Genomic DNA, 969 nt, shown 5'->3' with positions numbered 1-969 from the left:
TAGCAAAGGAGATTTAGTAATTATGTCACCCACCGGAGGTGAAACTGGGAATAGAAATATTGATCTAGCCTATCAATTACAAGCGTGGAATCGTCGCTATAAAAAAGGAATTGCTTTTGATTCATCTACAGGTTTTAAGTTACCTTCAGGTAGTACTCGATCGCCTGATGCTTCATGGATACCCCTTGAAAAATGGGATAATTTAACCAATCAAGAAAAACAAAAATTTTTACCTTTATCTCCAGATTTTATAATCGAATTATTATCTCCCACTGATAACTTAATTGAGACTCAAAAGAAGATGTTAGAATATCTTGAAAATGGCACTAAATTAGGTTGGTTAATTAACAGAAAAACTGAACAAGTAGAAATTTATCGACTTAATCAAGAAGTAGAAATTTTAGACAATCCTAGTAATATATCAGGGGAAAATATCTTAGTTGATTTTGTGTTAGAAATGGAATTTATTTGGTAGGAGAAAATTATGACAAATTTAACCATTGATTTATCATCAGTAGATTTAACAGAGGAGCAATTTTTTAAATTATGTATCAATAATCGTGATTTTAGATTTGAAAGAAATAGCAAAGGAGATTTAGTAATTATGTCACCAACAGGCGGTGAAACTGGAAATAGAAATGCCGGAATTGTTGGGCAATTATGGGTATGGAATAATGGGAAAAAATTAGGTAAAGTGTTTGATTCATCTACAGGTTTTAAATTACCATTAGGAGGAGTGCGATCGCCCGATGCTTCATGGATACCCCTTGAAAAATGGGATAATTTAACCAGTCAAGAAAAACAAAAATTTTTACCTTTATCTCCAGATTTTGTCATTGAATTATTATCTCCCACTGATAACTTAATTGAGACTCAAAAAAAGATGTTAGAATATCTCGAAAACGGTACAAAATTAGGTTGGTTAATTAACAGAAAAACTAGACAAGTAGAAATTTATCGGCTTAATCA

Annotated in this window: 2 protein-coding genes; both read left to right on the top strand. The window is 31.6% G+C overall.

Going from position 1 to position 969, the window contains the following annotated elements; translation table 11 throughout:
• The coding region (locus FWJ34_RS19380; protein ID WP_308256962.1) for a Uma2 family endonuclease at nucleotides 1-475 on the top strand (475 nt) is incomplete at its 5' end.
• A 9-nt stretch (nucleotides 476-484) separates the two neighbouring features.
• On the top strand, nucleotides 485-969 hold a 485-nt coding region (locus FWJ34_RS19375; RefSeq protein WP_308256961.1), incomplete at its 3' end, for a Uma2 family endonuclease.

The sequence above is a fragment of the Geminocystis sp. GBBB08 genome (genome assembly GCF_016743215.1).
Lineage (GTDB): Bacteria > Cyanobacteriota > Cyanobacteriia > Cyanobacteriales > Cyanobacteriaceae > Geminocystis.
Note: the sequence above shows the minus strand (reverse complement) of the source record. Positions and strands in the feature narration are given on the sequence as shown.